The 23,775-nt window shown below is 73.7% G+C and carries 12 protein-coding genes; 11 read left to right on the plus strand and 1 reads right to left on the minus strand.

Translation table 11 applies throughout. From position 1 onward, the window contains the following. Window positions 1-35: 35 nt before the first annotated feature. The 11 genes from LO762_RS05685 (at window position 36) to LO762_RS05735 (ending at window position 22,734) form a co-directional block, all read left to right on the plus strand. Window positions 36-1,562: a condensation domain-containing protein gene (locus LO762_RS05685; protein ID WP_230613134.1), complete on the plus strand. Its 1,527-nt coding sequence runs from the start codon at window positions 36-38 to the stop codon at window positions 1,560-1,562. Beyond that, on the plus strand, window positions 1,559-2,977 hold the full coding sequence (locus tag LO762_RS05690) for a class I adenylate-forming enzyme family protein (protein ID WP_230613135.1): 1,419 nt from the start codon (window positions 1,559-1,561) through the stop codon (window positions 2,975-2,977). The genes LO762_RS05685 and LO762_RS05690 overlap by 4 nt, the downstream gene beginning before the upstream one ends. Beyond that, complete coding sequence (locus tag LO762_RS05695; RefSeq protein ID WP_230613136.1) at window positions 2,974-5,922, plus strand: non-ribosomal peptide synthetase; 2,949 nt, start codon at window positions 2,974-2,976, stop codon at window positions 5,920-5,922. Before LO762_RS05690 ends, LO762_RS05695 begins: the two co-directional genes overlap by 4 nt. Beyond that, window positions 5,919-6,884 (plus strand): hypothetical protein, encoded by a 966-nt coding sequence (locus LO762_RS05700; protein ID WP_230613137.1) that lies wholly within the window; start codon window positions 5,919-5,921, stop codon window positions 6,882-6,884. The genes LO762_RS05695 and LO762_RS05700 overlap by 4 nt, the downstream gene beginning before the upstream one ends. After that, window positions 6,881-8,161, plus strand: coding sequence for an NAD(P)/FAD-dependent oxidoreductase (locus LO762_RS05705; RefSeq protein ID WP_230613138.1), 1,281 nt, complete (start codon window positions 6,881-6,883; stop codon window positions 8,159-8,161). The genes LO762_RS05700 and LO762_RS05705 overlap by 4 nt, the downstream gene beginning before the upstream one ends. Next, on the plus strand, window positions 8,158-8,739 hold the full coding sequence (locus LO762_RS05710) for a DUF6875 domain-containing protein (protein ID WP_230613139.1): 582 nt from the start codon (window positions 8,158-8,160) through the stop codon (window positions 8,737-8,739). Before LO762_RS05705 ends, LO762_RS05710 begins: the two co-directional genes overlap by 4 nt. After that, the gene (locus LO762_RS05715; protein ID WP_230613140.1) at window positions 8,733-12,914 is read left to right on the plus strand and encodes a non-ribosomal peptide synthetase; all 4,182 of its coding nucleotides are present in this window, start codon (window positions 8,733-8,735) and stop codon (window positions 12,912-12,914) included. Before LO762_RS05710 ends, LO762_RS05715 begins: the two co-directional genes overlap by 7 nt. A 291-nt stretch (window positions 12,915-13,205) precedes the next feature. Beyond that, complete coding sequence (locus tag LO762_RS05720; RefSeq protein ID WP_308103405.1) at window positions 13,206-14,519, plus strand: MFS transporter; 1,314 nt, start codon at window positions 13,206-13,208, stop codon at window positions 14,517-14,519. A gap of 85 nt (window positions 14,520-14,604) precedes the next feature. Continuing rightward, window positions 14,605-15,540 (plus strand): acetylserotonin O-methyltransferase, encoded by a 936-nt coding sequence (locus tag LO762_RS05725; RefSeq protein ID WP_230613141.1) that lies wholly within the window; start codon window positions 14,605-14,607, stop codon window positions 15,538-15,540. A 71-nt stretch (window positions 15,541-15,611) separates the two neighbouring features. Then, window positions 15,612-19,094 (plus strand): alpha-amylase family glycosyl hydrolase, encoded by a 3,483-nt coding sequence (locus LO762_RS05730; protein ID WP_230613142.1) that lies wholly within the window; start codon window positions 15,612-15,614, stop codon window positions 19,092-19,094. Between the two features lie 73 nt (window positions 19,095-19,167). After that, window positions 19,168-22,734: a carbohydrate binding domain-containing protein gene (locus tag LO762_RS05735; protein ID WP_230613143.1), complete on the plus strand. Its 3,567-nt coding sequence runs from the start codon at window positions 19,168-19,170 to the stop codon at window positions 22,732-22,734. Window positions 22,735-22,787: 53 nt separating this feature from the next. Here the strand turns inward: LO762_RS05735 and LO762_RS05740 are convergent, their stop codons facing one another. Beyond that, window positions 22,788-23,711: a TIGR03621 family F420-dependent LLM class oxidoreductase gene (locus LO762_RS05740; protein ID WP_230613144.1), complete on the minus strand. Its 924-nt coding sequence runs from the start codon at window positions 23,709-23,711 to the stop codon at window positions 22,788-22,790. Between the last annotated feature and the right edge of the window lie 64 nt (window positions 23,712-23,775).

A 23,775-nucleotide genomic window follows, 5' to 3' on the forward strand; every position in this document is an offset into this window, starting at 1 on the left:
GCTGCTTGACCGCGTACCACCCCCCGGAGCGCATCTTGAGCATCACCGCGGAATCCCTTGCCGACCTCTGGCGCGAGCTGCTGCGCGTGCCCCACGTCCGTCCCGACGCCGACTTCTTCGACCTCGGCGGCGACTCCTTCCAGGCGGTCCAGCTCGCCTCGCTCGTCAGCCGCCGCTTCGGCGTCGAGGCCGACCCGGACCTCGCGTTCGACCGGCCCGGGCTGGCCGAGCAGGCCGCCTGGATCGCCGCCCAGGCCGTCGCCGACCCGGCCCCCGCGCCGGTGCCGGGCGCCGCGCTCAGCACCCAGCAGGAGGACTTCCTGATCTGGATGGACGAGGGCGCCGTCCGCCGCGACATCGGGGCGATCACCATCGCGACCCGCATCCGCGACGCGTTCGACACCGAGATGTTCGCGCGCGCGCTGGGCGAGGTCGTCCGGAGACACGAGGCACTGCGCACCGTGTGCCGCTCTGACGGCGACGGCCTCAGGGTCGAGACCCTGGACGAACTGCCTCCTGACGTCGCGGAGGTACGGGCACAGGGCGCGACCGAGGAGGAACGACTCGCCGACGCCCTCGCCATCGCCGAACGGGAGCGCACCCGCCTGTCCGACCTCACCCGCGACCCGATGGTCCGCGCGCTCGTCATCACGCTGGGCGACGACGACCAGGTGCTCGTCCTGTCCGTCCACCACTTCGTGACGGACGGCTGGTCGATGGGCATCGTGCTGCGTGAGACGGCCCTCGCCTACTCGGCCTTCCGGACGGGCTCGCCCTCCCCGCTGCGCCCTGTGGAACTCACCTACGGGAGCTATTGCGCGTGGACCCGGACCCGATGGGAGGTGAACCGCCCGTACTGGGACGCCGCCCTGGACGGCGTGCCCAACGCGCTCGTCCCGTTCCCCGGAAGACTCCCGACCGACAGGTACACCTGGAGGGCCCACCCCTTCACCGTCGAGGCGGAGACCGCCGGACGGCTCCGGGAGACGGCCAAGGCATACGGCGCGACACCCTTCATGGCCGTCACCGCCTGCTGGAGCGCCGTCCTCGCCGCGTGGACGGGCCTGGACGACCTCGTCGTGATGTCGCCCGCGCCGGGCCGCACCGAGCCCGCGCACAACGGCCTCGTCGGCTGCCTCGTGCAGTCGCTCGTGCTGCGGATCGACGCCTCGGACGCGCCGGGCCGCGCCGAACTCCTCGCCCGCGTCAGGCGGACGGTGCTGGGCGCGACGTCCCACCAACTGCACGCCTACCAGGACGTGAGGCCGCGCGTGCCCTACCCGTCGCGCATCCACTACGAGAGCTGGGGCCAGCCGCCGAACTTCCCCGGACTGCGCTCCGAGCCGTTCCCGCTGTCGCGCCTCCAGGAGAACCTCGTGTGGCACGCGCCGCCCGGCGAGCGGGACCTCAGCGCGCCGTGGCTGGTGGTCGAGGAGCAGCGGGACGGGTCGCTGCGCGCGTCCGTCGTCTACAACGGGTTCGGCTTCGCGCCCGAGACCGCCGCCCGCCTCGCGGAGCTGTTCACCGCCGAGACCGCCGCGTTCCTGGCCGAGCTGGCATGACCGCGACGGTCCCCGACCTGCTGCGGGCGCGGGCCGCCGACCAGCCCGGCCGCACCGCGATCAGCACCCCCGACGGCGCCGCCCTGACGTTCGGCGCCTGGCAGGACCGCTCCGACGCCGTCGCGCGCGGCCTGCTCGACCGCGGCCTGCGGCCCGGCGAACCGGTGGCGCTGGCGTTCGCCGGACGCGCCTGGCCGGAGTTCGCGATCGCCTGCCTCGCGGTGCAGAAGGCGGGCGGCGCGGCGCTGCCGCTGCCGTCCGGGCTTCCGGGCGCGCAGGCCGAGAAGCTGCGCGCGGCGGCTGGCGCCCGGTTGTCTCTCACCGGCCTGGACGGTCTGGAGACGCCCGGCCCGCCTCCTGACGTCACGGTGCGGCCGGACGACCTCGCCCAGATCGTCTTCACCTCCGGGACGACGGGCGCGCCCAAGGCCGTCGCGGCGAGCCACGCCAACCTGACGTACGGGCTGCCGCTCCGCCCGCGCGTACGGCCTTACGCGCACTCCAGGCTGTTCGTCCACGCGTTCCCGATAGGGACGAACGCGGCCCAGATGATGCTCATGGACAGTCTGACGGCGCACCCGGCGGCGCTCGCCCTGCCGTTCTTCGACGCCGCCCGGTTCTGCGCGTTGGTGGCCGAACACAAGGCAGGGACCGTGTTCCTCGTCCCGCCCATGGCCGCGGAACTGCTGCGCTCGGGCGCGCACCGCCTGCACGACCTGTCGAGCGTGCTGATGGTGAGCTCGTCAGCGGCGGCGCTGCCTCCGGCTGTCGCCTTGGCGCTGACCCGGGTCTTTCCGGCGGCGACCGTCGTGAACTGCTACATCTCCACCGAATCCGCACCGGCGCGGACCGCGATGATCGTCGATCCGCGGCGGCCCGGCTCGCTCGGCGTGCCCGCCGACCCGCGCGACCTGCGGATCGTCGGCCCCGACGGCGCCGACACCGCGCCGGGCGAGACCGGGGAGGTCTGGCTGCGCTGCCCGGCCCCGCCGCGCTCCTACCTGGGCGAGGACCGGCCCGACGTGTTCCGCGACGGCTGGATCCGGATGGGCGACCTCGGCCGGGTCGACGCCGACGGCCACCTGCACCTGGTGGACCGCGAGTCCGACGTCATCAAGTGCGGCGGGCTCAAGGTCTCCACCGTCCAGGTCGAGGCGGCGCTGCACGAGCATCCGGCGGTCGTCGAGGCGGCCGTCGTGGGCCTGCCGCACCCGGTCATGGGCGCGGTCGTCGGCGCCGCCGTCCGGACCTCGGAGCCGGTGACGGCGGCCGAGCTCAAACGCTTCCTCGCCGACCGCCTCGCCCGGCACGAACGCCCCGCGCGGATCGCGTTCGTCGCTGACTTCGCCCGCACCACCACCGGAAAGATCCTCAAGCCGAGGGTCAGAGAACTGCTCGCAGAGGTGACCCCATGAAGCAACGCGCGACCCTACGCCAGCACGACGTCTGGTTCGCCGAACGGGCGGGCCGCGCCGGTTACGCGGTGCCGCTCTCCGTCTCCTTCTCCGGCGCGGTCGACGTGCCGCGCCTCCGGGCCGCCGTGGCGGAGGTGCTCGCGCGGCATCCCGTCCTGTCCTGCGCGGTGCGGGAGGAAGACGGTGTGCCTTACCTCGTCCCGGCGGATGTGTCTCCGTTCGTCGTGGAGGGGCCCGTTGACGCGGCCGCGCCCTTCGACCTGGAGAGCGGGCCGCTGCTACGGATCGGCCTGGAGCCGGGGGAGGGCGGGTGCCGCCTTACGCTCGTCGCGCATCACCTCGTCTTCGACGGTGAATCCAAGTCGCTCTTCCTGCGGGACCTCGCCGCCGCGTACGCGGGGGAGTTGCTGCCGCCGCTGCCTTACGCGGACCTGGCCGCCGAGGAGGCCGTCCGGGTGGAGGCGGCGCTCGGGACCGCCCGGGAGTTCTGGAAGGCGCGGTGGCGCGCGCCCGAGCCCGTCGCGCTGCCGTTCCTGCGCGAGGCGTTCGGGCCGTGCGCGCCCTCCGGGCCCGGCGCGCAGATCACGTTCCGGCTCGGCGGCGCCTTCGAGGCGCCCGGCGCGAGCCGCTTCGAAACGCTCCTCGCCTCGCTCCAGGCCCTGCTGTGGCGGTACGGGAACGCCGACGCGGCGATCGGCGTGGACCTGGGCACCCGCGCCGCCGCCGACCGCGACCGGATCGGCATGTTCGCCACCGAACTGCCGGTCTTCACCCGGCTCGACCCGTCCTGGACGTTCCAGCGGCTGGCCCGGAGCCTGCGGTTCGAACACGGGCTGCGCCGCGACCTGCGCGGGCTGTTCCGGGTGCGGGAGGTGCCGCTGTCGCGTGCCGTCACGGGCGTCACCCCGGAGACGGCGCTCCCGTCCGTGTCGCTCAGCTACCGGCGGCGTGACGCGGCACCGGAGTTCCCCGGCCTTACGACCGACGTGGATTGGGTCTCCTTCAACGGTGTCGGGCGCGGTGCCCTACGCGTCGTCGCGGTGGACGGGCCTGACGGCTGCGACGTGAGCCTCCAGTACCAGCCCGCCCACCTCGACGGTTCCGCCGCCGCCCGCGTCGCCACCCACTGGCGCGGCCTGTTGGACCGCGTCACCGCCGAGCCCGAGACGCCGCTGGCCGCCCTCGTGGACGGCCCCGCGCCGGTGTTCGCCACCGACGTCGCGTACCCGGAGACGACCGTCGTGGAGCTGTTCGAGCGGCAGGTCGGCCGCACGCCGGGGGCCGTCGCCGTCGTGGACGATGACCGGACCCTCACCTACGCCGAGCTCAACGCCGCCGCCGACGTCCTCGCCGCCCGCCTCGCCGCGTCGGGAGCGGGCCGTGGCTCCCTCGTGGCGGTGGCCGCCGACCGCTCCGCCGACACCCTCACGGCCCTCCTCGGCACCCTCAAGGCGGGCGCGGCCTACCTCCCCCTCGACCCCTCCCACCCCCCGGCCCGCCTCGCCTACCAGCTCGACGACGCCGCCCCCGCCGCCCTCGTCACCCCCAAACGCCTCCTGGACGCCCTCCCCACGACCGCCACCCCACTCGTCCTCCTGGAAGACCCCGCCTACGCCGCCCCCGCTTCGCCGCAGGTGGCCGCTCTCGCGGACGCGGCGGCGATCCGGGCGGGGGACAGGGCGTATGTGCTCTACACGTCCGGGTCCACCGGGCGGCCCAAGGGCGTCGAGGTAGGGCACCGGGCTTTGGTGAACCTGCTACTGGCGGTGCGGGACCGGGTGGGGGAGCAGGACGGCGCGGCGGTGTGGCTCGGGCTGACGTCGCCGTCGTTCGACATCTCGGCCCTTGAACTGTTCCTGCCGCTCGTGACGGGCGGACGGGTCGTCATCGCGCCGGAGGCCGTCGGCGGGGACGGAACGGCGCTGTGCGGGCTCGTGGCGCGGCACGGGGTCACCCACGTGCAGGCGACGCCCTCGGGCTGGCAGGTGCTCCTGGACGGCGGGTTCGACGCGCCGTCCGTCGTCGGGCTCGTCGGCGGGGAGGCGCTGCCCCGGCCTCTCGCCGACCGGCTGCGCGCGCGCGTACGGCGCCTGCTCAACATGTACGGGCCTACCGAGACGACGATCTGGTCCACCTGCGCGGAGGTGGACGGCGACGTCACGATAGGCACGCCGCTCGCCAACACCACGGTGCACGTCCTGGACGACGGGCTGCGGCCGCTCCCGACCGGCGTCCCCGGCGAGCTGTGCATCGGCGGCGCGGGCCTGGCCCACGGCTACCTGAACCGGCCCGAGCTGACCGCCGAGCGCTTCGTCACCGGCCCGGACGGCGCCCGGATCTACCGGACGGGCGACCTCGCCAGGTTCCGCGCGGACGGCGCGCTGGAGTTCCTCGGCCGCCGCGACGGGCAGGTCAAGCTGCGCGGCCACCGGATCGAGACGGGCGAGGTCGAGGCGCGGCTCCTGGAACATCCCGACGTGTCCCGCGCCGCGGTGACCGTCCGGGACGAGCGCCTTGTCGGCTATGTCGTGACAACGGGCGAGGTGGGGGTCGCCGAGCTGCGCGCGCACTGCGCCGCGACGCTGCCCGCGATCATGGTCCCCGCCCGGTTCGTCACGCTCGCCGCGCTGCCGCTCACCCCGAACGGGAAGCTCGACCGGGCCGCGCTGCCCGAGCCCGCCGCCCCGCCCGCCGCGCGCGCGGAGCTGATCGGCACCGCCCGCGCCGTCCAGGAGATCGTCGCCGAGGTGCTGCGGCTGCCGGGCGTCGGCCCCGACGAGGACCTCTTCGAGCTGGGCGTGCACTCCCTGCTCATCACCCAGATCGCCGTCCGGATCCGCGCCCGGATCGGGCCGGACCTGCCCCTGCACGTCTTCTACGACACACCCACGATCGCCGGTCTCGCCGCGTGCGCCGACCGGCTCCTCGCCCGGGAGGCACAGTGACCATCCCCGCGCTGCACGTCAACTGGACGAGCCCGTACCGGCACGGGCTCGCCCGCGCCGGCGACCGCGCCGCCGGAAGCTACCGGCTGCCCGCCGAGGAGCTGCTGACGACCGTGCATGGCGCGCTCTCGTGGCGGCGCCACCACGGCCCGGTCAGCCTTGTCACGGACTCGCTGGGCGCCGCCTACGCGAAGGAACAGGGACTCGCCTCTCTTTACGACGAGGTGGACACCTTCCTCGACGACCTGGACGGGGTCGACCTCGATCCGCTCGTCTACTCCACGGGCGCGAAGATCTACGCGGCGTCCCGGCTGCGTGCCCCCTTCGCCATCTTCGACACCGACCTCTACCTACGCAGGCCGCTGGAGATCCCCGAAGGCACCGGCTTCGTCTTCGCCCACTGGGAGCGCCTCAACCCCGTCATCTACCCCGACGTCGCCGAGGTGCCGAACCACGCGGGCGCCGACCTGTCCCGCTGGACGTTCGACACACCCGCCGCGAACATGGCGATCTCGGTCTTCCTGGACGAGGAGCACCGCGCCGCCTACGCCGCCGCCGGGATGGAGTACGCCGTAGGCAACGCGGGGCCCTACGAGGGCAGCGCGCACGTGCGCGCGGTGTTCGCCGAGCAGCGGCTGGCCCCGGCCGTCGCGCGGACGCTCGGCACCGACCTGCGGCCCGCCACCGAGCGGTTCTGGGTCGGCGGCACCGACCCGTGGGACGGCCCCGACCACGCCGGCCTGTTCCACCACACCTGGATGCTGAAATCCGAGCTGCGCACCTACTCCGACCTGCGCCCCGCCTACCAGCGGCTGCTCATCGAGGAGCTGCTGTGGCGCTTCCCCGAGGCCGAACCGCTGCTGCTGGGCATGCCGGACCTGGCCGCGCTGGCCGAGCTCGTCCGGCTGACCGCCGCCGACCTGCGCGCGCACGGCCCGACGACGCTGGGCGCCCTCAGGTGAGGGTGGCGATCGTAGGCGCGGGCCTCGCTGGGCCGCTCCTGGCAGCGCTCCTGGCCGGACGTGGCGACACCGTCACGGTTCACGACAGGCGGCCCGACCCGCGCGTCACCGGAGGCGGTGAAGGCAGGTCGGTCAACCTGGGGATCTCCGCGCGCGGCATCAGGGCGCTGCGCCGGATCGGCCTGTGGGACGACCTCGCGCCTCACCTCGTGCCCATGCGCGGCCGTGCGGTGCACCGCCCTGGCGCCCGCCCGGTGTTCTCCCCCTACGGCGCCGACGCGTCGCAGGTCCTGCACTCGATCCGGCGCGACGTCCTCAACGGGATGCTCATCAGCCGCGCGGAGAAGGACGCGGAGTTCCGCTTCGGGAACGCCTGTGTGGGGCTGGACGCTGACGAGGGCCTGCTGACGTTCGCCGACGGGACGTCCGAGCGGTATGACCTCGTCGTCGGCGCGGACGGCGCGTTCTCGACGGTCCGCGGGCTGTTCCAGCGCGGCAGGCCCGCCGACTACAGGCAGGACTTCCTGCCCTGGGGCTACAAGGAGGTGGCCATCCCTGCGGGCGCGCCGATCCCGCACGAGGCGCTGAACCTGTGGCCCGGCGAGCACGGCCTCGTCCTCAGCCACCCGAACGTCGACGGCTCCCACACCGGCACCGTGTTCCTGCCCCTGAGCCGCCTCGCCGAGCTGACCACACCGGCCGCCGTGGCGGACTTCTTCGCGGCCCGCTTCCCGGCCGTGCCCGACCTGGTGCCGGACCTGGCGGAAGCGTTCCCCGCGCGCCCCGTGGGCCACCTGGTGACCGTCCGCACGTCGCCTTGGCACCACGGCAGGGCGGTGCTGGTCGGGGACGCCGCGCACGCCGTCACGCCGTTCTACGGGCAGGGCATGAACGCCGCGCTGGAGGACTGCCTCGTCCTGGCCGCCTGCCTGGCCCGGCGCGCCGACCTGCCCGCCGCGCTCGCCGCCTACCAGGCGGCCCGCAAGCCGCACACCGACGTGCTCGCCGACCTCTCCGCGCGGAACTTCGCCGAACTGCGCGACGGCACCCGCTCCCCGCTGCGGCTGGCCCGCGCCCGCGCCGACCGGGCTTTGGCCCGGCTGCTCCCGGGCCGCTGGCTGCCGCTCTACACGATGATCTCCCACACCGCCGTGCCCTACGCCGACGCGCTCGCCCGCGCCCGCCGCCAGGACCTGGCGCTGGCCGCGGCCGGCCTGACGGCGGGCGCCGCGACGGCCGCCCTCGCGGCCCGCATCCTCCGAACGGACCAGCGATGATCACCCACCCCCGTGACCCCGCCCTGACCCTGCTGGAGACGACCGACACGCACGTCCCCGAAGCCGCCGAGATCCTCGCGTGGGCACGGGACTACCTGGTGAGCCCACACCCTGAACTGGGCCGCAAGGGACCCGTCTGCCCGTACGCGCAGGGCTCACTCAGCCGCAGGACGTTCTATCTGCACGTCGTGGACGGGCCTGTCGAGACGCTCGAAGAGATCACCCCCGTGGCGGAGCGCTACCGGGACTGGTTCCTCGAACTGGCCCCGCGCGCGACCCCCGACGCGATCTTCACGACGATCCTGCTGCTGTTCCCCCAGGTCGCGCACCTGAAGCTGATCGACGAGGCTCAGGCCGCGCTGCGCGCCTCGTTCGTGCACCGCGGCCTCATGATCGGTGAGTTCCACGACGGGCCGCCGCCCAAGGGCGGGCTGTGGAACCCGGTGTGGCGTCCGCTGCGCAGCCCGATCCCGCTGCTGGGGCTGCGGCACATGGTCGCGTCCGACCGGCCCTTCCTTGAACACGACCCGGAGCTGCTCGCCCTGCACACCGAACTCTTCGGGGGCGCCCGATGCTGATCCCCCGACGTCCTCCGGGCGCGTCCGCCCCGCTCACGCCCGCGCAGGCCCGCCTGTGGTTCCTCGACCAGTCGGGATTCTCCGGCAGCGCCTATCTCTGCTGGACGAGCCGCCGCTATCGGGGCCCCCTGGACGCGGTCCGCCTACGTGCCGCGCTACGGGCGACGACGGCACGGCACGAGGCGCTGCGGACCTGGATCGGCGCGGGACCTGACGGACCCGTCCAACGGGTCGAGTCCGACGTGCCGGACCTCGTGGAGGAGCGCGACCTGTCGGGGCTGCCCGACCCGGAGGGCGCGGCCCGGAGGCTGAGCGCCGAGTTCGCGGCCCGGCCGATGCCGCTGGACCGGCCGCCCCTGCACCGGGCGCTCCTGCTCCGCCTCGCCGACGACGACCACGTGTTCGTCTGGTGCCTGCACCACATCGTCTGTGACGGGCAGTCGCTCGCGCTGCTCGAAGGCGAGCTGTTCGCGCGGTACCAAGGGCGGCCGCCGGAGGGTGAGCCCGTCCAGTTCCCGGACTACGCGCTGTGGGCCGACGGACGTGCTGACGACGGCCGTCTTCACTGGGCCGAACGGCTCGCCGGGGCACCCGCTCTCCAGGGGATACCCTCCGACCTGCCTCGGCCGGAGGCGCCCAGCGCGCGCGGCGCGCACTGCATGGCACGGCTCGACCCCGAGCTGTCCCGCGCGCTGCTCGACCTGGCACGGCGTGAGCGGTGCACACCCTTTGTCGTGTTCCTCACCGCGATGACGGTCGCGCTGGCCCGGCACTCGGGGGAGCGCGACGTCGTGGTCGGCACGCCGTCCAGCGAGCGGGACGCGCCGGGGCTCGCCGACGCCGTCGGGTTCTACGTGAACAGCCTGCCGATCCGTTGCGCCGTCACCGAGGACGCGCCGTTCCGGGCCCAGTTGCGCGCGGTGCGGGCGGCCGTCCTGGACGCGCTCGCGCACCGGGCCACGCCGTTCGAGGAGATCGTCGCGGCGTCCGGGGCGGCCCGCGAGCCCGGCCGGAACCCGCTGTTCCAGACGATGCTCGTGATGGAGCAGGGCGGCGCAGCGGCCGCGCCCGAGGGGCTCCCGACCGAGCCGTGGCCGCTCGTCGCGCCGACGTCACGGCTCGACCTCACCATGGTCGTCTCCCTCGGCGACCCCTGCACCGAGCTGTACTTCGACTACGCCGCCGACCTCCTCACCCCCGAGGAGGCCGCCTCCTTCCGCGACCAGGTCGTCCGCCTCCTCCACGCCTGCGCCACCGACCCCTCCACCCTTCTCCTCAACATCCCGGCCCTCCCATCCACCTCCCCAACCCACCCCTTGGCCCAACACCCCGCCTCAGGAGAGGCGGCGGGGGACGTGGTCGAGGCGTTCCTCGCGGTTGTCGCGGAGCGGCCTCGGGACGTGGCGGTGGTGGCGGGTGGGCGGACGCTCACCTATCGGGAGCTGGAGCGGGGGTCACGGCTGCTGGCGGCGCGCCTGGAAGGGGCGCGGCTGGTCGGGGTGGTGCTGCCGACGGGGGCGGACGCCATCGTGGCGATCCTCGCGGCGCTGCGGGCGGGCACCGCCTACCTGCCGCTGTCGCCCGACGACCCGCGCGCGCCCGGCCTGCTGCGCCGGGCGGGCGCGGACACCGTCATCGACGCGCACGGCCTGCGCCGCACCGGAGCGACGCCGGAGGGCCTGCCGGACGGGCTCGCGTACGTGATCTTCACGTCGGGGTCCACCGGCGAGCCGAAGGGCGTGATGGTCGGCCGGGACGGGCTCGCCCGGTTCACCCGGTCGTTCGTCGCCGCGCACGGCTGCTTCGCGCCCGGCCAGCGGGTGCTGATGCTGCCGCCGCTGACGTTCGACGCGTCCGTCGGCGACCTCTTCCCGGCCCTGACGTCGGGCGCGGCGCTCGTCCTGCACCCGGACCCGGCCGGGCTCGACGCGGCCGCCCTCGTCGCGTTCAGCGCCGCGCACGGCGTCACCGCGGTGGACGCGCCGGTCGCGCTCTGGCGGCGCTGGACCGACGACCTGGCCTCGGGGGAGGCGACGGTCCCGGCGGACTGGCCCGTCACCACGCTCATGGTCGGCGGCGACCGCGTCCCGACCGGGGCGGTCGCCGCGTGGGCCGCCGCGACGGGCTCCCGGATCCGCCTCCACGACCACTACGGCCCGACCGAGGCGACCGTGTGCGCCACCGTGTCCACCACCCTGGACGGCTCCGAGCACCAGGGCGCGCACCTGCCCATCGGACGTCCGCTGCCGCACGTGCGGGCCTACGTGCTCACCTCCGAGGGGCTGCCCGCCGCGCCGGGCGCGCCCGGCGAACTCCACCTCGCGGGGGAGTGCGTCGCCCTGGGCTACCTGGGCGCGCCCGAGCAGACCGCGCGCCGCTTCCCGCCCGACCCGTGGCACGGCGGCCGCATGTACCGGACGGGCGACCTCGCCCGGTGGCGCGCGGACGGCCAACTGGAGTTCCTCGGCAGGGCCGACCGCCAGGTGAAGATCCGCGGCTTCCGGATCGAGCCCGGCGAGATCGAGGCCGCCCTCACCGCGCACCCTTCGGTGCGCGATGCCGGGGTCATCGCGGTGGAAGGCCGCCTCGTCGCCTACGCCGCGACGGAAGCGACCCCAGGCGAGCTGCGCGCCTTCGCCAGGACCCGGCTGCCGCGCCCTCTGGTGCCGGACGTGTTCGTTCCGGTCGAGGCGGTGCCTCGCACCCCGCACGCGAAGGTCGACCTTGCCGCGCTGCCTCCGGTGCCGTCCGCCGAACACGGCCACGAGCCGCCCGAGGGCTCCTGGGAGACGGCGTTGGCAGGGATCTGGGCGAAGGTCCTCGACGTGCCCCGGGTGGGCCGCGCCGACAACTTCTTCGCCCTCGGCGGCAGCTCCCTCGTCGCGACCCGCGTCACCGCCGCCGTCGCGCGCGGCCTGGGCGTCCGGGTGCCGCTCGACGACCTCTTCGCCGCCGCCGACCTCGCCGACTTCGCCCGCCGCGCCCAAGGCGACCGCCCGGCCTCCGCGCCCCCCGACCTGAGCGAGCCCCTTCCGCCCGACCTCCGCGCCCGGCCGTCGCGAGGCGGGACGGGCGACGCGGCAGCGGTTCCAGGCCGCAGGCGCGGCGGAAAGGTGCGGGTGCTGCTTACAGGCGCCACGGGGTTCCTGGGGGCGCATCTGCTGGCCGAGCTGCTGGCCCGGCCTGAGGTGACGGTGCTGTGCCCCGTGCGGGCCGCGTCGTCCGGGCCGGCTCGGGAGCGGGTGCTGGAGGCGCTGCGTGCGCGCGGCCTGGAAGGCGACGCCGCCCGGATCATCGCGCTACCGGGAGACCTGGAGCTGCCCCGCCTCGGCCTGGACGAGGAGGCGTGGCGTGAGCTCGCGACGGGCTGCGACGTGATCTGCCACAGCGGCGGGCTCGTCAGCTTCAGCGAGCCGTATGAGCGGCTGCGTCCGGCGAACGTGGGCGGGACGATCGAGGTGCTGCGCCTTGCCGCGCTCGGAGGCGGCACACCCGTCCACGCCGTCTCCACGCTCGGCGTGTACATCGCCGACAAGTTTCGCGGAGGGCGCGTCACGGAGGAGGACGCGCCGGACGACCCGCTAGGGCTGCCCGGCGCCTACGAACAGGCCAAGTGGGTCGCGGACCGGCTGTGCAGGGAGGCCCGCGAGCAAGGGATCCCGCTCAGCCTGCACCGGCCCGCACGGATAGGCGGCCACTCGGAGACAGGCCGTGCGGAGCCCGGCGACTACTTCAGCAGCCTCCTACGCACGTTCGCCCAGACCGGGTGCGTGCCCGACCTCGCGCACACCGAGGACGTCGCGCCCGTGGACCGGGTGGCGGCGGCGATCGCGCGCGCCGTGCTCGACCCGGAGACGCCCGGCCGGGACTTCCACTACTTCAACAACGCGACCATCGGCTACCCGGGCCTGGCTGAGGCGCTGCGCGCCGGAGGCCACGACGTCGCGCTCGTCCCGTGGTCCCGCTGGCGCGACGAGGTCAACGCCCGCCTCGCCGCCGGCACGCCCCTGGCCCTCGCCCCCTACGTAGCCTCGCTCCCGCCCGACCCGCCGACCTTCCCCCGCCCCGACTTCGACTGCGCCCACACCATCGGCGCCCTGGGCTCCCTCCCACCCGCCGACCCCGCTCTCATCGCCCGCTACGTCGCCTTCCTCACCACCGGAGCCCTCCGATGACCGCCCACCCCCGACCCACCACCGCTCTCCCACGGTGCCCGCGTGACGGCCGGGCACGGAACACCGGAGACGCCGTGGCGGACGCGGCGCCCTCGCGGCACCCCACCCTTCCCGCGCCTACGCCCGATCGCGGCGGAGCGCTTCCCTTGCGGGGTCTCCGCACGACACCTGGGGACGAGATCCGCCGGGGTCCCGTGGCGGAGCGCTTCCCCTGCGGGGTGTCCGCATGACCGCCAGGGGCGAGATCCGCCGGGGTCCCGTGGCGCGTCGCTTTCCTTGCGGGGGGCTTGCGTGAGCGTCGTGGAGGAGACACGCGGGGACGTGGTGCGGTTCGCCGTGGTCTGGGCGACTTCGCTGGTGTCGAGTGTGGGGTCGGCGCTGTCGTCGTTCGTGCTGGGGGTGTGGGTCTACCAGACGACGGGGTCGGTGACCGGGTTCGCGCTGGTCATGCTCGCCGCGATGGTGCCGCCCGTGGTGTTGGGCCCGCTGGCCGGGGTCGTCGCCGACCGGTTCGACCGGCGCCGGGTGCTGATCGCCGCCGACGCGGTGAGCGGGGTCGTCACGGCCGTCCTGCTGCTGCTCGTGCACACGGGCGGGCTGCTGCCGTGGCACGTGGCGGTGGCGGCGGCCGTCAGCTCGGCGGCGGGCGCCTTCCACTTCACCGCGTACCAGGCGATCACCCCGCTTCTCATCCCAGAGCGGCACCTCGGGCGGGCGAACGGGCTGATGCAGCTCGGGATGGCGGCGCAGATCGCGGCCCCCGCGGTCGCGGCGGGGCTGCTCGCGGCCGTGGGGACCGCGGGCGTCCTGGTGCTCGACCTCGTCTCGTTCACGGCCGCGGTGAGCGTTCTGGCGGCGGTCAGGCTGCCCGCGCGCGTCCTGCGGCCCGAGCGGCCCGCCGCGCCCCGGCCGCTGCGCGCGGACCTGCTGTTCGGATGGCGCTACCTGCGCGCGCGGCGGGCGCTGCTCCTGCTCGCGCTCGTCTTCACCGGATACAACTTCGTGTACGGGCTCGCGGGCGTGCTGGTGCAGCCGCTCATCCTGTCCTTCGCGCCGCCCACGACGCTCGGTGTGCTCATGCTGGCGGGCGGATCCGGGGTGTTCGTAGGGAGCCTCGTGATGGGCGCGTGGGGCGGCCCGCGCCGCCGGACGCGCGGCGTCACCGTTTTTATGCTGACAGGGGCCGTCGCCCTCGCGCTGCACGCGGTGCGGCCGTCGCCACTGCTGGTCGGAGCGGCCGCCGCCGCTTTCCTGTTCACCCTGCCCATCGTGCAGGGCTGCGGCCGGACGATCTTCCAGACGCGGGTCGAGCCCGCCGCGCTCGGCCGGGTCACCGGCACCGTGCAGGCGCTCGGGCAGGTCGCCCAGCCGATCGCCTACCTCTCCGCCGGGCCGCTCGCCGAACGCCTCGCCGAACCCCTCCTCGCGGACGGAGGCGCCCTCGCCGCCTCCCTCGGCGCCCTCACCGGCACCGGCCCTGGACGTGGCATAGCCGCCCTGTTCCTCATGACAGCCCTCCTCCTGGCCGCCCTGGCCGCTGCCACCCTCCACCCCACCCTCCGCACCCTCGACGACCCCGCCCCGGAGCCCGCCCATGCCTCCTGAAACCCCCGCCCCGCCCTCTACCCACTCGGCCGACCCGCCTGACGCGCCTCTCCAGGTCGCGCCGAGCGCGCGCACGGCGGAGCCGATGGCTGACCTGCTCGGGCTGCTGAGCTGTCACGCGGCCGTCGCGGCGTCCCGGCTCGGCGTCTTCGACGTGCTGGGCGAGGGGCCCATGGGGTTGCGGGAGGTCGCGGAGCGGACGGGAGCGGCGGTCGAGCCCTTGCGGCATCTGCTGGAGGCGCTGGTGGCGGCCGGATATCTGGCGTGCGAGAACGGGCGCTATTCGGAGCGCTCGGGGGCCGTCGAGGTGCGCGGGCACTGGGGGGCCGTGCTCGGGCTGTGGACGGCGCTGGCGGCGGGGCCCTGGCAGGGGCTCGCCGAAGCGGTCAGATCGGGCGAACCCGACGGGTCGTTCTACCGGTGGCTGGACGGCCGCCCGGCCGAGCGCCACGGGTTCCACCGGCTCCAGGAGGGGCTGGCGGCCGGGCTGGCGGCGGCGCTCACCCTGCCCGAGGGGGCGCGGACCCTGCTCGACGTCGGGGGCGGCACCGGCACGTTCAGCCGCGTCCTGTGCGCGCGGCACCCGGAGCTGCGCGCGACCGTCGTGGACCTGCCGTCCGTCGTCGCGGACGCGGCCCTCCCCGAGCGCGTCACCGGCCGGGGCGCCGACCTGGGACGGCCCGGCGCGATCACCGAGCGCGGCCAGGACGTCGTGCTGCTCTGCAACGTGCTGCACGGCTTCCCGTCCGAGCGGGCCCGCGCGCTCGTCGCCGAGGCCGTCGCCGCGCTGACGCCGGGCGGCACCCTGCTGATCCTGGAGTCCGACCCCGATCCGCGCGGCCCTGAGGCCCTCGCCTTCCAGCGCTTCTTCGACCTCAACCTCTGGCACACCCAGGGCGGCCGCCTGCACCCGCCCGCCGCGCTCGCCGCCTGGGCCGTCGAGGCGGGCTGTGCCGTCCGGCTCGCAGAGCTGCCCGAGCATCCCGCGCACCTCCTGCTCACCGCCCGCGCCGCGCCCTAGCGGCGCCCACGCCGTCCGGGCGGCACCCCCCGATCCGCCGCCCGGCACCCACCCCCCGAGAAAGGATCCCCGTGGCAGCCAACCGCCCGCGCCGCGCGCTGCGCGCCGGCCTCGCCGCGGTGGTCGGCGCGTCGCTGCTCAGCCCCGTGCTGGCCGGCGCGCCCGCCTCCGCCGCCCCCGACGACGGCCGCCAGCGGCCCAAGCCCGCCAGGTCGGCGCCCAGCGCGCGGGCCGACGCCGAGGACCGCCGCCTCGTCAAGGACGCCCCCGCGCGGCCCAGCCTCAGCCGTGAGAACTTCTACTTCGCGATGACGGACCGGGTCGCCAACGGAGACAGGTCCAACGACAAGGGCGGCCTCACCGGCGGCCCCCTCGTCACCGGCTTCGACCCGACCCGGCGTGGGTTCTACCAGGGCGGCGACCTGACGGGCCTGATAGGCAAGCTCGACTACATCAAGGGCCTGGGCAGCACCGCCCTGTGGCTCACCCCGATGTTCGCCAACCGGCCCGTCCAGGGCACCGGAGACAACGTGTCGGCCGGCTACCACGGCTACTGGATCACCGACTTCACGAGGATCGACCCCCACCTGGGCACCAACGCCGACATGAAGCGCCTGGTGAAGGAGGCGCACCGGCGCGGCATGAAGGTGTTCTTCGACGTCATCACCAACCACACCGCCGACATCATCGACTACAAGGAGAAGCGCTACTCCTACCGGCCCAAGGGCGCCGCCCCCTACCTGGACGCCAGCAACCGCCCCTTCGACGACAGGGACCACGACGCGAAGGGCGAGCCCCGCTTCCCGGCCCTGACGGACAAGTCGTTCCCTTACACGCCGGTCGTCGGTCCGTCGCTGCCGAAGAAGGTTCCGGCCTGGCTGAACGACGTCACCCTGTACCACAACCGGGGCGACTCGACCTTCGCCGGAGAGAGCGGCGAGTACGGCGACTTCTTCGGCCTGGACGACCTGTTCACCGAGCACCCGAGGGTCGTCCAGGGCATGACGGACATCTACCGGACCTGGGTGAGGGAAGCCGGGATCGACGGGTTCCGCATTGACACCGTCAAGCACGTCAACCTGGAGTTCTGGAAGCGGTTCGCGCCGGACGTCCTCAATTACGCGAAGAAGCAAGGCAAGAAGGACTTCTTCATGTTCGGCGAGGTCTACAGCAGCGACGTCGCCCTGACGTCGAAGTACACGACCGAGGGCGAGCTCCAGTCGGTGCTGGACTTCCCGTTCCAGGAGGCGGCCCGCACCTTCGTGAACGGCGGCTCCGCCGACGTGCTGCGCCGCCTGTACGCCCAGGACGACCGCTACACCGACGGCGACGGCAACGCCTACTCGCTGCCGACCTTCCTCGGCAACCACGACATGGGCAGGATCGGCGGCTTCCTGCTGCGCGACAATCCGGGCGCCTCCGACGCCGAGCTGCTCCGGCGCGACCAGTTCGCGCACCAGCTCATGTACCTGACGCGCGGCCAGCCCGTCGTCTACTACGGCGACGAGCAGGGCTTCACCGGCGACGGCAACGACCAGCTCGCCCGCACCTCCCTGTTCGCCTCGAAGGTGCCCGAGTACCTCGACGACCCGCTCATCGGGACGAAGTCCACGCACGCCCGCGACAACTTCGACACCCGGCACCCGCTCTACACCGCCATCAGGCAACTCGCCGACCTCACCGCGGCGCACCCCGCGCTGCGCGACGGCGCCCAGATCGAGCGGCTCGCCACGGGCAACGTCTACGCGTTCTCCCGGATCGACCCGGACGAGAACGTCGAGTACGTCGTGGCCGTCAACAGCGCGAAGACGGCCGCGCGGGTGAAGGTCCCGACGTTCGCCGCGCAGGCCGCGTTCACGGGCCTGTACGGCGCCACAGGGCAGGCCGTGACGGCACGGGACGGGTCGCTGGAGGTGACCGTCCCGCCGCTCCAGGCCGTCGTCCTGAAGGCCCGCAAGAAGCTCGCCAAGCCGGAGGCCGCCCCTGCGGTGTCGGTCGCGCTGCCCGACGCGGACCTGTCCGGCCGCGTCGAGGTCGCCGCGACGGTGCCGGGCGCCGGGTTCGACCGTGTGGTGTTCCTCGCCAAGACGGGCCGGGACGGCTGGAAGCACATCGGCGTTGACGACAATCGCGACTTCCGGGTCTTCCATGACGTCTCCGGGCTGAAGCCGGGCACGAAGGTCACCTACAAGGCGATCGCCGTGGACAGCGCGGGACGGATCGCGTCCGCGCAGGTCACCGGCACCGTCGCGGCGCCCGCCCCGGCGCCGGAGCCGGGCCAGGTGGAGCGCGACCACGTCCTCGTCCACTACCGAAGCGAGGACGGCTCCTACGACGGCCTGTCCTTGCACGCGTCCGGTGATGTCGCCCAGGAGGGGCCCGTGCTGTTCGCGGGCGAGGACTCCTACGGCCGGTTCGCATGGGTCCGCCTTGCGGAGGGCGCGGACGAGGTCACCCTGAGCCTTCGTGACGGCGACGACGTCATCGCCGAGCACACGGTCACGCCCGCCAGCACCGGAGAGCTGTGGCTCCGCCCCGACGCGCAGGACGTGTTCACTTCGCAGGCCGAGGCACAGGGCTACACCACCGTCCACTACCGCCGCCCCGACGGCGTGTACACCGGTTGGGGCCTGCACCTGTGGGGCGACGGCCTCGCCGACGGCGCGGCGACCACCTGGGACGCGCCGCGCGCCCCCGACGGCGTCGACGGCTACGGCGCGTTCTGGCGGGTCCCGCTCAAGGACGCCGCCGCGCCGCTCCACTTCATCGTGCACCGGGGCGACGAGAAGGATCCGGGCGTGGACCAGTCCCTCGTCCCGGCCGACCAGCCGGACGGCTACGTGGACTCCGGCGAGCAGGCGGTGCACCCGTCGAAGGCCGCGGCCGACGGCGTCGCGGTGCTGCACTACCGCCGTCCGGACGGCGACTACACCGGCTGGGGCCCGCACGCGTGGGCGGGCGCGGCCACACCGACGGACTGGGCGAACCCGCCCGCACCCGCCGGAACCGATGCGTTCGGCGTGTACTGGGAGATCCCGCTCGCCGCGAACGCCGAGGTGCTCGCCTACATCCTGCACAAGGGCGACGAGAAGGACCTCCCGGACGACCAGTCGCTCGACCTCGCGACCTTCGGGAACGAGGTCTGGATCCAGGCCGCCACACCCGGCTACCTCCTGCCCGTCATAGGCGCCGACGCGCCTGACGTGGACCTGGAGACGGCCGGAGCCGCCCTGATCGACGACGGCGTCGTGGCCTGGAAGCGCCGGAGCACCACCGCCCGTACCTACACGCTGCTCTTCGCCGCCTCCGGTGAACTCGCCTACACGGGCGGAGAGATCTCCGGCGATATCCGCGTCATCCGGCTCGTCCCCGCGGGCCCGCTGAGCGACGCGCAGCAGGAGCGGTACCCGGAGTTGGCCGACCACCAGGCGTTCACCGTCGATCCCCGCGACGTGGACCTCCTGGCGACGGCGACGGCCGCAGGGCCGGTCGCCGTGGAACGCGACGGGGAGGGCCGCCTCCTCGCCGCCACCGGGGCCGCGCCCGCGTCCTGACGCGGCCGGCCTCCCACCCCGGGGGCCGGGCCGTTCCTCGGCCCGGCCCCACCACCACCCCAAGAGGAGCACCATGCCTCTGTCCACCCGATCCCGGGTGCGGCCGGGCGTCGCGGTAGCCGCCGCGCTCGCCTGTGCCGCTTCCCTTGCGGCCGCGCCCCCGGCGGCCGCCGCCACCTCCGTGACCGTCTACTACCGGACCGCCTGGGCCACCACCAACATCCACTACCAGCCCGCCGGAGGCGCCTGGACGACAGTCCCCGGCGCCGCCATGGAGGTCGCCTGCGCGGGCTGGGTCAAGCGCACGATGGACCTCGGCACCGCCACGAGCCTCAAGGCCGCGTTCAACAACGGCGCGGGAGCCTGGGACAACAACGGCGGCGCGGACTACACGCTGGGCACCGGCTCCGTCACGGTGAACGGCGGCGTCATAGGGGCGGGCGACCCCTGCGGGCCCACCCAACCCGGCAACACCGCGACCGTGTACTACGCGACCGCGTGGGCCGCCCCCAGGATCCACTACCAGCCGACCGGAGGCTCCTGGACGGCTGTCCCCGGCGTCACGATGGACGCGGGCTGCGCCGGATGGTTCCGCAAGACCGTCGACATAGGCACGGCCACCGGCCTGAAGGTCGTCTTCAACAACGGTTCGGGCACGTGGGACAACAACGGCGGCGCCGACTACGCGCTGCCGACCGGCCGCACCACCGTGCGGAACGGTGTGGTCAGCCCCGGCGCCGCCGACCCCTGCGCGCCCGACACCACGGCGCCGTCCGCGCCCTCGGGCCTGGCCGCCACCGTCACCGGGACGTCGGTCGCGCTCACCTGGAACGCCGCCACGGACGACGTGGGCGTCACCGGCTACGAGGTCATCCGGACCGGTCCTGAGGGCACCGTCCGGATCCCCGTGACGGCCACGTCCCACACCGACACGGGGCTGACCGCCGAGACGGCCTACGCCTACAGCGTCACGGCGAAGGACGCGGCGGGGAACGTCTCCGCCCCGTCCGCCTCGGTGGCGGCGACGACCGGCACCGCCCCGCAGCCGAACCGGACGAGCGTGTACTACTACACAAAAACCCGGAACTGGACGGTGGTGAACCTCCACTACCAGCCGACCGGCGGCGCGTGGACCACCGTCCCCGGCGCCAGGATGGACGGAGCGGCCTGCACCGACTGGGTGTCGCTCACCGTCACCCTGGGCGCCGCCGCGGGCCTGAGGGCGGCGTTCAACAACGGCGCGGGCGCGTGGGACAACAACGGCGGCGCCGACTACCCGCTCGGCCTCGGCCGGGTCACCGTCAGGGACGGCGTGGTCACCGCCGACGCGCCCGACCCGTGCGTCGCGCCGGAGCCCGACACGGAGGCCCCGACCGTGCCGACGGGCCTGGAAGGGGCCGCCGACGGGGTCGCGGTCGAGCTGAGCTGGTCGCCCTCGACCGACAACGTGGGCGTCGCCGGATATGTCGTGACCCAGACCAGGGGAGGGCAGAGCACCGTCTACGAGACGGGCACCGCGCCGTCCCTGCGGATCTCGGGGCTCGACCCGGAGACCGCCTACACCTACACCGTCCGGGCCCGCGACGCCGCCGGGAACACCTCGGCCGCGAGCGCGTCCGTGACCGTCACGACCGGTCGGGCGCTGCCCGACCCCGAGCCCGGCGAGATGCTCGGCGGCGACCCGCGCAAGGACTCCATCTACTTCGCGATGACCGCCCGCTTCATGGACGGCGACACCGCGAACAACCGGGGCGGAAGCCAGCACGTCAAGTCAGGCAACGCCGCCAACAACGACCCGATGTTCCGGGGTGACTTCAAGGGCCTCATCGACAAGCTCGACTACATCAAGGCGCTCGGGTTCTCCGCCATCTGGATCACGCCCGTCGTCCTGAACCGCTCGGACTACGACTTCCACGGCTACCACGGTTGGGACTTCTACCGGGTGGACCCCAGGCTGGAGTCGCCCGGCGCGTCCTACCAGGACCTCATCGACGGCGCCCACGCCAAGGGCATCAAGATCTACCAGGACGTCGTCTACAACCACTCCTCGCGCTGGGGCGCCAAGGGCCTGCACGTGCCGAAGGTGTGGGGCGCCCGCGACGGCGCGTGGGACTGGTTCTACAGCGCCAGGCAGACCGGCAAGACCTACGACCCGATGGAGGAGCACCAGGGGAACGACCCGTCCCTGACGCCCGCCCAGAACGTGCTCGCCAAGGGACGTCCCTACAACGGCGACCTGTGGAGCACCGAAGCGCCCACGGGCAACGTCTGCCCGAACTACGGCCAGGCGACCGGCCAGTCCAGCCCCGAAGGGTTCCCGATCCGCCACTGCCAGTGGCCCACGCCGACCTCCAAGCTGTTCCCGGCCGACCTCTACCACCAGTGCTGGATAGGCAACTGGGAGGGCGAGGACGCGCGCAGTTGCTGGCTGCACGAGGACCTCGCCGACTTCAACACCGAGAACACGGAGGTGCAGGACTACCTCATCGACGTCTACAACAGGTACATCGAGATGGGCGTCGACGGCTTCCGGGTGGACACCGCCGTGCACATCCCGCGCGTCACCTGGAACCGCCGCTTCCTGCCCGCCCTCCAGGAGAAGCTCGTCGCCAAGTACGGGGCGGCGAAAGCCAGGGACTTCTACCTGTTCGGCGAGGTCGCCGCGTTCGTGAACGACAAGTGGAACCGGGGCTCGGTCAACCACTCGGCCCAGTTCTTCACCTGGAAGGAGCGCCGCACCTACACCGGCGACGACGTCCAGGCGGCCCTCGACCAGTTCGTCTGGGAGAACAACCAGGGCACCGGGAACCAGCCGACGTCCGACAACGCCTTCCTGAACGGGAACGGCTACCACGCTCCCGACCATTCGCAGTTCTCCGGCATGAACATCATCGACATGCGGATGCACATGAACTTCGGGGACGCGAGCAACGCGTTCCACAACGGGATGGACTCCGACGACGCCACCAATGACGCCACGTTCAACGCCGTCTACGTGGACTCCCATGACTACGGGCCGAACAAGTCGAACGTCCGGTACACGGGAGGAACCGATGCGTGGGCGGAGAACATGGCGCTCATGTGGACGTTCCGTGGCATCCCGACGCTCTACTACGGGTCGGAGATCGAGTTCAAGAAGGGCGCGCCGATCGACTGCGGCCCGACCTGCCCGCTGGCCACCACGGGCCGCGCCTACTTCGGCGACCACCTGGCCGGATCCGTGACGGCGGCGGACTTCGGGATCGCGTCCAGCGCGTCGGGGCAGGTCGCGACGACCCTCGCGCAGCCCCTCGTCCAGCACCTCCAGCGGCTCAACCGGATCCGGCGGGCGGTCCCCGCGCTCCAGATGGGCCAGTACTCGCGCCAGGGCGTCTCCGGCGATCTGGCGTTCAAACGGCGGTACACCTCCGGCGGGGTGGACAGCTTCGTGCTCGTCGCGATCTCCGGCGCCGCCACCTTCACCGGGATCCCCAACGGCACCTACAAGGACGCCGTGACGGGTGACGTCAAGGTCGTCACGAACGGCACACTGACGGCCTCCCCGTCCGGAAAGGGCAACCTCCGCGCTTACGTCCTCGACCTTCCGGGCGCGAACGCCGCGCCGGGGCAGATCGGAGCGGCGGGCCCCTACCTGAAGTGATCTCCTAAGGACGGCCCCGGGAGTCGCGTGACTCCCGGGGCTGTTCCTGGCGTTCAGGTGCCCGCGAGGCGGGTGACGACCTGGCGGAAGGACGGGAGGTCGTCCTCGTTGTGCAGGACGAAGTAGCTGATGCCGAGTTCCGCGCGCCAGCGGCGCAGGGCGGCGCAGATCTCGTCCAGGGAGCCCGCGAGGACCTGGGGCGTCCCGGCCTGGGCGGACGGGTTCGCGGCGCTCCACGCCTCCGGCCGGGCGTCCAGGCCGAGGCTGAGCACGGACGTGCCGAGTTCGATCTCGGGGAAGCGGGACCCGGCGGCCGCCCTGAGCGTCGCGATCTTCTCCCGGAACCGGGCGACGCCGCTGTCGCGCAGGTCGGGGCCCGCGCCGTCCGCGCGCACCCGCATCGTCAGGTTGACGACGTCGGCCTCGCGGGCGGCCAGCGCCAGCATCTTCGGGCCGCCGCCTCCGAGCATGATGCGCGGGCCCGGTTTACGCGCCGGAAGGGGATCCTGTTCGAGGCCGGAGATCCTGTAGTGCTCGCCTTCGAAGTGCACGGGTCCGCCCCGCCACAGCGCCTTCATCACCCTGAGGGACTCGTCGAGGCGGGCCACCCGGACGCCGGGGGAGGCGAGTTCCAGCCCTGCGGCGTCGTAGTCGCGGGCCATCCATCCGGTGCCCATGCCGAGTTCGAGGCGGCCGTCGGAGAGCAGGTCGATCGTGGCGGCCTCCTTGGCCAGGACGGCCGGATGCCGGAAGTCGTTGGCGAACACCAGCGTGCCGACGTTGAGGGTCTCGGTCGCGCAGGCGGCGGCCGTCATCGCGGCGACGGGGCCGAAGCGCGGGCCTACGAGGTGGTCGGGGACGAGGAGGGTGCTGAACCCGTCGTCCTCCAGGCGTCTGGCCTTGTCGGCCCAGGCGCGGCCGGTGCCGGCGAGGCGCAGCACGGCGCCGAAACGGAACGGACGGTACTCGTGGGACACGGGCGGGCTCCTCCGGGGTCGGGAACGAAGTCAAACCAAGCGCTTGCTTTACCATGCCGTGCGT

Origin of the sequence: Actinocorallia sp. API 0066, assembly GCF_020991275.1 — a bacterium.
GTDB lineage: Bacteria > Actinomycetota > Actinomycetes > Streptosporangiales > Streptosporangiaceae > Actinocorallia.

Excerpts from the sequence above, each read along its gene's own strand:
- LO762_RS05690 (WP_230613135.1), top strand. The coding sequence starts at position 1,559 with ATGACCGCGACGGTCCCCGACCTGCTGCGGGCGCGGGCCGCCGACCAG.
- LO762_RS05695 (WP_230613136.1), top strand. The coding sequence starts at position 2,974 with ATGAAGCAACGCGCGACCCTACGCCAGCACGACGTCTGGTTCGCCGAA.
- LO762_RS05710 (WP_230613139.1), top strand. The coding sequence starts at position 8,158 with ATGATCACCCACCCCCGTGACCCCGCCCTGACCCTGCTGGAGACGACC.
- LO762_RS05715 (WP_230613140.1), top strand. The coding sequence starts at position 8,733 with ATGCTGATCCCCCGACGTCCTCCGGGCGCGTCCGCCCCGCTCACGCCC.
- LO762_RS05725 (WP_230613141.1), top strand. The coding sequence starts at position 14,605 with ATGGCTGACCTGCTCGGGCTGCTGAGCTGTCACGCGGCCGTCGCGGCG.
- LO762_RS05735 (WP_230613143.1), top strand. The coding sequence starts at position 19,168 with ATGCCTCTGTCCACCCGATCCCGGGTGCGGCCGGGCGTCGCGGTAGCC.